Source organism: Vibrio sp. V43_P6S15P86, assembly GCF_009904725.1.
In the GTDB taxonomy this organism is placed as follows: Bacteria; Pseudomonadota; Gammaproteobacteria; order Enterobacterales; family Vibrionaceae; genus Vibrio; species Vibrio diabolicus.
In genome coordinates, this window is the sequence record NZ_WXWT01000344.1 from 1 (window position 1) to 7,198 (window position 7,198).

Below are 7,198 nucleotides of genomic sequence, written 5' to 3' on the forward strand. Positions count from 1 at the left end.
GAATACTCAAAAGATAAGTCAAAACTAAATAGCACATACGGTCAGCATATTTGTGAATTACTATTCATTAAATATTTTTTTATGAATTAAACAATAACGTGACCGGATTCACACAATTGCACTGCATGCAACATAAAGCAAACGAAATTTAAGTGTTTACGGACCCAAAACGTGTCGATAGAACAGAGATTAAACATCGAGCTGAAACACGTATTTCCCACCGAAATTTATTATACATAGCAGTGAGTTACCTGTACCCAAGCGGTTAAAATGCGTACTGATGTGACTCACTTTTGAGAGAGGAACATGAGAAGAGCAAAAGCACTAAAAGAGGATAATGCGATTTGAATAACCAGTGCTTCAAACCGCACTTATGTACTTATGCAGAGAAAGAAAGACTATCAATTACTGTTGAATGGTTTTATGACCACAGTTTTCGCAGATCAAGTGACGTTCAAATTCATCCATAGAAGCAAGGAAGGCGCCGAACACTACACTTTTGAGAAATCCAGCGATGAACTCTTTCTTGTTGCGATTTTTATCGCCTTCAAAGCCACTTTTCTTTCTGACTAACACCACTACATGATGCGTTTCTACCCCACATGTAGGGCACATGAGGACTTCTGTCTTGTTCGACATCTTAGACTCCTTGGCGAATTATCCCTTTCTGATGGCATGATTCTCTTATGCCTGTAAAGCGAGTCATCATACCATCACTATCGATTCTTACTCTTCTTCGTTGAGACGACGAATCAACTTAGCAGGTGTGCCTCCGTATAGACAATCTGGCGGCACATCATGGTTGACGACCGAGTTCGCCGCAATCACCGAGCGAGCACCAATCGTTACACCTTGGTTAATGACGGAGTTACCACCAATCCACACATCATCTTCAATCGTGATAGGTTTACAAAACGTCTCCCAACGTCGGCGACTTCGGTAATCAACAGAATGAGAAGCCGTATACAATTGCACGCTTGGACCGATTAGCACGTGGTTCCCGATGGTAATTTTAGCCCCATCAAGCATGACCACATTCATGTTGATAAAGGTTTCTTCGCCGATTTCGATGGTTTTACCGAACTCGCAATGGAAAGGTGCTTGAACAATGCAAAGACCCGCTTTGCCAAACAGCTGTTTTTGTAATTCGTCGCGCTGACTTTCGTCGGTATTGTTATTGAGCGCTCTAAGTGCTTGAAGAGCATGACTTCTAATTGCGTCAATTTCTTTGTCCATGCCATCAAAGATTTGACCAGACATCATTTTTTCGAGTTCTGTCACTGGGAGACTCCTAAAACCTGCAATTACTACTTTCAGATTAATCACACGGTACGTGAATTGCGGAATAAAAAAAGAGAAAAGCCTGCACTTTTCTCTTTCCTGTTTTTATATTTTGTGGAGTCTGTCGACTTACACGATTTCCCAGCTGTGGGTCATCTCAACACCTTCACCTAGCATTAAGCAAACCGAGCAGTATTTTTCTAGCGAGTCAGCCGCCACTTTTGCTACGACTTCTGGGTCAAGCTCGTCACCTGAAACTTCAAAGTGGATATTCACTTGCGTAAAGATACGTGGTGCGGTTTCACGACGCTCTGTGGTTAGCTTGGCATTAACAGACAAGACCTTTTGTCCTGCCGTTTTCAAACCGTCGACAACATCGACAGAGCTACAGCCACCAGCGGCCATTAGTACCATTTCCATTGGGCTTGGTGCCGTTGCACCGCCATTGCCATCCATCACTACGGAGTGACCCGACTGAGATTGCCCAAGGAATTTAAAATCTTCTACCCATTTAACTTCTGCTTGCATGATTTACCTCATTTAGCATCGCTCGTTGAAGACATCGTTGCCCTATCAAGCGGTGTATTTCGTGTCGATACTTTAGCTTTCTCGCATAAAAGGGCAACGGAATTTTCAACATTGCTGTAATTTTTTCGCTCGGTTGCCTTTCTCTATACGTAACACTTTTTATTTCAGTCACACTTTCTACGGAAAACAACGTTGAGGTAGCTATGAAGAATATATCTAAGTTATTGGTCGGATTCTCTTTCGCACTTCCTGTCTTGTTTCTACTTTTGAGTAAAACAGGCACCGCCGATACGATGGATAAGATGAAGGCTTCAGAGAATGCAGAAATCGCCACACTAGCTGGCGGCTGTTTCTGGTGTACAGAATCGGATTTGGAACAGTTGACTGGTGTAGTCGATGTCGTATCAGGCTATTCTGGTGGTCATGTTGAAAACCCAACTTATCGCCAAGTTTCATCAGGTAAATCAGGTCACATAGAAGTGATCGAAGTTAAGTACGATCCTAAAGTGGTTAGTTACGAGCAAGTGTTGGACTACTTTTTTCGTCATATCGATCCTACTGACGATAAAGGCTCTTTTGTCGACCGTGGCCCACAGTATCGCCCTGCTATTTTCTATCATAACGCGGAACAAAAGCAGATCGCAGAACAGTTTATGATGGAAATCGACAAGGCGATGATCTATCCAAAACCGTTGAAAACAGAACTGATCGAGTTTGAGAAGTTTTATCCTGCAGAAGAGTATCACCAAGACTACTACAAAAAGAGCAGCTTAAAGTATAAGTATTACCGCTATGCGTCTGGTCGAGATAAATACTTGGATGAAGTATTTGGTGATGATCGTAAAGAGACCCCAAAAACGCTTCGTCAGTTGATCGAAGAAAAAAAGTTGCTATCGAAAGTGAAAGCGTACAGTAAGCCTGCTAAGTCCGAGATCAAATCAAACTTAACAGAGTTGCAATACTACGTAACGCAAGAAGAAGGCACCGAGCGTCCGTTCGACAACGAATATTGGGACAACAAAGAAGCGGGGATTTACGTTGATATCGTAACTGGTGAACCGTTGTTTTCTTCTACCGATAAATACAAATCGGGGACGGGTTGGCCAAGTTTCACTAAGCCAATCAACCCAGGTTACATCGTTGAAAAAACCGATTACAAGCTGATTTATCCAAGAACGGAAGTTCGCAGTAAGTTTGGTGATTCTCACCTTGGTCATGTTTTTAAAGACGGTCCGAAGCCAACAGGATTACGCTACTGCATGAACTCTGCGGCAATGAAATTTGTACCTGTAAGTGAAATGAAAACGCAGGGGTATGAAGAGTATCTGTATCTCTTTGATAAATAGTTCGTATTCATTCAACTTCAAGGGCATACGATGGCGAATGGGGAGGACCAGATGAAAGGTTTTAAAACACAATTACCAACCAAAATCTGCTCTGTTTGCCATCGCCCATTTTCTTGGAGAAAGAAATGGGCAAGAAATTGGGACGAAGTCGTTTACTGTTCTGAGCGCTGCCGAAGAAACAAATCAGTCAAAAGTTAGAACCACAAAAACTTTATGTCGCACTGCTAGCCTTATTTTCCAAGGTAACGTGGCTCAGACCAAGCAGCGCTTCACCAAGGTAACAAGGCACCATCATAAGCCCAAAATGCCCCGCTATCCTGCGGGGTTGCTTTGTCAATCAATCCCCATAAGTCTCGCGCGACACGCTCTGGGCTAAACAGCTTTCCTTCAGGTACATTCGCTTGAAAAGGTGCCGACAAAGCCGTATCTGTTGTGCCTGGGTGAAGAGCGAGTACAGTCCCGTGTTTGACCATTCTCCGCCATTCAATCGACATGGTTTTGAGGAACATATTTAACGCGGCTTTCGATGCACGATAGCTGTACCAACCGCCTAAGTGATTATCACTAATACTGCCAACTTTGGCCGAAATGGTCGCAAACTTAGGGTTGGCACTGCGTTTTAACTTGGGCGTGAAGTATTTCGCCAACAGTAAACTCGGCAAAGTATTAACCAAGATGGTTTGCTGAAAAAAGTCTGCGTCGAGCGAGCTAAGATTCTTCTCAGGACCTTTATCTTGGGTGTGCAACATACCAACGCAGTTCACCAACCAATCAACATGTTCAATCTGCTCACTGAGTGCTTTCACCTGCTCGTCCTGCGATACATCCACTTGATGCCAAAATACATTTGGGTGTTGCCAATCTGGTTGGTGATTACGATAAGTGGCATGCACGCGAGCTTGGGGAAAGCGAACTAGCGCTTGTTGAACCATCGCCAATCCAATGCCGCCATTTCCACCAACGATCAGTATGTCCATTATAAGCTCTCCAAGTTTTCCATATAGTGCTCTGCGGTATCTAATATCGCTTGGCGTTGCTGCTCTTCCATGTTGTCCCAAGATCGGAAAATCATCCCTATACGTGGATTCGTTGCTAAGCGTTTGTCGTGTTTGTTCATAAAGCGCCAATATAAGCTGTTGAACGGACAAGAGCCTTCTCCACTCCTAGCCTTATTGTCGTAGTGGCAACCCTTACAGTAGTCGCTCATTTTGTTGATGTAAGAGCCACTCGCCGCGTAAGGTTTGGTGCCAACAATGCCGCCATCCGCAAACAATGCCATGCCACGTGTGTTCGGCATTTCGACCCATTCAATCGCATCAACATAGATACCGAGATACCATTCATCCACTTGGTCTGGATCTATCTCGGTTAGCAAACAAAAGTTACCAGTGACCATCAAACGTTGGATGTGGTGTGCGTAGGCATAATCGAGAGACTGACCAATCGCGTTGCGCATACAGGCCATTTTGGTTTCGCCGTTCCAGAAGAAGTCTGGCAGCTTTCTACTCGCTTCCAGTTCATTCTTTTTCGGGTAATGAGGCATGTTCGCCCAATAAACGCCTCGGATGTACTCTCGCCACCCCAAGATCTGACGAATAAAACCTTCTACCTGAGAAATATCGATGTCGGCATTGGCATGAAATGCCTTAAGTGAAGCGTCAATCACCTCTCGCGGATTCAGCAGCTTGCTGTTCAGCGAGAACGAAATCCGGCTGTGATACAAGCTCCATTTAGCCTCGTGCTGACCTGTCATGGCGTCTTGAAAACGACCAAACAATGGCAAACAGACCTGACAAAAATGCGCGAGTAAAGACAAGCTTTGAGAGCGACTTACTGGCCAAAGTAAATCACCATTTAATTTACCTATGGTTTGAATGTTGTGCCGACCTAAGCGCTCGACAATATCTCTGACGTCATGACTAAACATTAATGGCTTTGGCAGCTGTTCAATGTCTTTTGCTTTAAGTTTATTTCGGTTATTGGCGTCGTAGTTCCACTTTCCACCAATAGGCTTACCGTCTTGCATCAAAATGTTGAAACGCTTACGCATACGGCGATAAAAGTGCTCCATCATGATGTGTTTACCTTGGGGAAACTGCGATTCTATTTCCTCAAACGGTAACAAAAAGTGTTCCGAATCGACGCTACGCATCACGACCCCATCAAGCTTTAGTTTGGCTAACTGCTCTAGTAAACGGTATTCGTCGGGGCGTTGATATTCAAACTTACTTGCACCAACTTCACTCACGTAGTGTTGTAAGACTTGCGCAAGATCCTCGAAAGATTGTGTGTCATCCAACGTAAGGTGCAAAACTTGATGCCCTTCTTCCTGCAGCTCGTTGGCAAAATTCGCCATCGCAGAGAAAAAAGCACACACCTTTTGAATGTGATGCGTAACGTAAGTATTTTCTTGTTTCAACTCAGCAACAAGGTAAAGCACCGAGTCGTCTACACGTTGAAACCACGAATGCTCGCTATTAAGTTGGTCACCAAGAATGAGCCGAACCGTCTCGTAATGCATTGGTTATCTCCCGCTCTCTTTTTTTGGCGCAATCGGCCAATCCACCATATCGACACTATCAAGATGTACGCCTACGCATCTCCCCTGCCATTTGTCGATAAATGAAAAATCTGGATCATAAGTTTGTGTCTGCTTTTCTAGATTAAACTGACGTGAGCCACGTGGGTCAGCGCCAACACCAGCCAAATACTGCCAGTTGCCCCAATTAGAGCCGACATCGTAATCAATCAACTGAGTTTCAAAATAAGCAGCACCGTAGCGCCAGTCGAGTCCGAGTTCATGAACCAGACAGCTCGCGACCAGTTGGCGCCCTCGATTAGACATATAACCCGTTTTATTAAGCTGATGCATACATGCGTTAACGATTGGAAAAGGTGTCTCGCCTTTCTTCCACTGCTTAAAGCGTTGCGCATAAAAACTGGTCAGTGGTGGCTGGTTGGCGATACCGCCAAATCGAAACAACGTCTGTTGATACTTTCTCGCGTACCAATAAAAGTATTCCCGCCACAACAACTCGAAATAGATCCAATAGGTTGAATCATTTGCTCCGTTCTTCTGCTCATATTGTTTGAGCATGGCATAAATGATTGTAGGCGAGACGCAACCATGAGCTAACCAAGGTGAAAATTTGGTTGAATACTCCATCCCATCGAGCCCATTGCGCGTCTGTTTATATTCGCTCGCTAAACTTGAAGCAAAATAGCGTCGACAATGTTCAAGACCGCTCAGTTCTCCGCCATCAAATGCTGGTTTGGTGTCAAAGTAATATGTCGTGGCGGTAGGAAAATTCATACCTGAAGGTGCTGGCGGTAAAGCATGAACGCTCTCGTAAGGTTGAGAGAGGTCTAAACCTTCGACCTGCTTTCTAAATTTCGTGAAGGTCGCAGGCAGTTGCCTTAATTCAAATGGTAACTGTTCTTCGCACAACAAAGTACGGATCGCTTGCTGTTTTATGTTCACATGGGGAGTGCCTTCAATTGCACGCTCTAGTGCCTGTTGCTCATCCGAACCAGCAAACGCATCAGCATAAATATGAGTGATACCGAAATGACTGATGGCATATTTGATCGCTTGATAGGGCGTCAGTTCAACCGTCCATAATCGTTGCCCCAATTTAGCTAAAGATTGATTAAGTTCATTAAGCGACGCCTCGAGAAACTGCAATTTCGCACGCCCTAAAGAGGTCTCCTGCGCAAAATGCTGCAAGTAAGGTGTCACCGAGGGGCGACAATACAAACAAATTAACTCATCCATTTCTGCACAAGCGTCTATCAACAGCGGGTTGTCATGCAAACGCAGGTCATTAGTAAACCAATACAGTCCTATTTTCTTATCCAAGTCGCACCCTCTTTTTGTAAACTCGTTTTTTGTAAACTCGGAGTCCCGCGTTCTTGTTGCAAATAGCCTAAGCGCTAAGTCTTTTATTCCACTCGTTGTTGTACGGGCAATAGAGCTTTACGATCATTAGGTTACTGACAATCTCACTAAACCAATTGGCTGGTCATCTTAGAGCCCTTAACAC

The 7,198-nt window shown here is 44.3% G+C and carries 8 protein-coding genes; 2 read left to right on the forward strand and 6 right to left on the reverse strand.

Annotated elements, in window-relative coordinates:
- Positions 1 to 405: 405 nt before the first annotated feature.
- From CAG69_RS15385 to CAG69_RS15395, 3 genes are all read right to left on the reverse strand, one after another.
- Positions 406 to 639 (reverse strand): hypothetical protein, encoded by a 234-nt coding sequence (locus CAG69_RS15385; protein WP_005393681.1) that lies wholly within the window; start codon positions 637 to 639, stop codon positions 406 to 408.
- Between the two features lie 87 nt (positions 640 to 726).
- Positions 727 to 1,281 (reverse strand): sugar O-acetyltransferase, encoded by a 555-nt coding sequence (locus CAG69_RS15390; RefSeq protein WP_005393677.1) that lies wholly within the window; start codon positions 1,279 to 1,281, stop codon positions 727 to 729.
- A gap of 129 nt (positions 1,282 to 1,410) precedes the next feature.
- The gene (locus tag CAG69_RS15395) at positions 1,411 to 1,809 is read right to left on the reverse strand and encodes an OsmC family protein (RefSeq protein ID WP_005393675.1); all 399 of its coding nucleotides are present in this window, start codon (positions 1,807 to 1,809) and stop codon (positions 1,411 to 1,413) included.
- A gap of 203 nt (positions 1,810 to 2,012) precedes the next feature.
- Between CAG69_RS15395 and msrB the strand changes: the two genes are divergently transcribed.
- Positions 2,013 to 3,155: a peptide-methionine (R)-S-oxide reductase MsrB gene (msrB, locus tag CAG69_RS15400; protein ID WP_161444968.1), complete on the forward strand. Its 1,143-nt coding sequence runs from the start codon at positions 2,013 to 2,015 to the stop codon at positions 3,153 to 3,155.
- A gap of 51 nt (positions 3,156 to 3,206) precedes the next feature.
- Positions 3,207 to 3,353, forward strand: a complete 147-nt coding sequence (locus CAG69_RS15405) for a DUF2256 domain-containing protein (protein WP_074189751.1) — start codon at positions 3,207 to 3,209, stop codon at positions 3,351 to 3,353.
- 71 nt (positions 3,354 to 3,424) lie between these two features.
- Here CAG69_RS15405 and CAG69_RS15410 read toward each other — a convergent pair whose 3' ends face one another.
- From CAG69_RS15410 to CAG69_RS15420, 3 genes are read right to left on the reverse strand one after another with little or no spacing between them, the layout of a single operon-like run.
- Complete coding sequence (locus CAG69_RS15410; protein WP_161444970.1) at positions 3,425 to 4,132, reverse strand: SDR family oxidoreductase; 708 nt, start codon at positions 4,130 to 4,132, stop codon at positions 3,425 to 3,427.
- Complete coding sequence (locus CAG69_RS15415; protein ID WP_161444972.1) at positions 4,132 to 5,676, reverse strand: cryptochrome/photolyase family protein; 1,545 nt, start codon at positions 5,674 to 5,676, stop codon at positions 4,132 to 4,134. Before CAG69_RS15415 ends, CAG69_RS15410 begins: the two co-directional genes overlap by 1 nt.
- A 3-nt stretch (positions 5,677 to 5,679) precedes the next feature.
- The gene (locus CAG69_RS15420; protein WP_161444974.1) at positions 5,680 to 7,014 is read right to left on the reverse strand and encodes a DASH family cryptochrome; all 1,335 of its coding nucleotides are present in this window, start codon (positions 7,012 to 7,014) and stop codon (positions 5,680 to 5,682) included.
- Between the last annotated feature and the right edge of the window lie 184 nt (positions 7,015 to 7,198).

Excerpts from the sequence above, each read along its gene's own strand:
- CAG69_RS15385 (WP_005393681.1), bottom strand. The coding sequence starts at position 639 with ATGTCGAACAAGACAGAAGTCCTCATGTGCCCTACATGTGGGGTAGAA.
- CAG69_RS15395 (WP_005393675.1), bottom strand. The coding sequence starts at position 1,809 with ATGCAAGCAGAAGTTAAATGGGTAGAAGATTTTAAATTCCTTGGGCAA.
- msrB (WP_161444968.1), top strand. The coding sequence starts at position 2,013 with ATGAAGAATATATCTAAGTTATTGGTCGGATTCTCTTTCGCACTTCCT.
- CAG69_RS15405 (WP_074189751.1), top strand. The coding sequence starts at position 3,207 with ATGAAAGGTTTTAAAACACAATTACCAACCAAAATCTGCTCTGTTTGC.
- CAG69_RS15410 (WP_161444970.1), bottom strand. The coding sequence starts at position 4,132 with ATGGACATACTGATCGTTGGTGGAAATGGCGGCATTGGATTGGCGATG.
- CAG69_RS15415 (WP_161444972.1), bottom strand. The coding sequence starts at position 5,676 with ATGCATTACGAGACGGTTCGGCTCATTCTTGGTGACCAACTTAATAGC.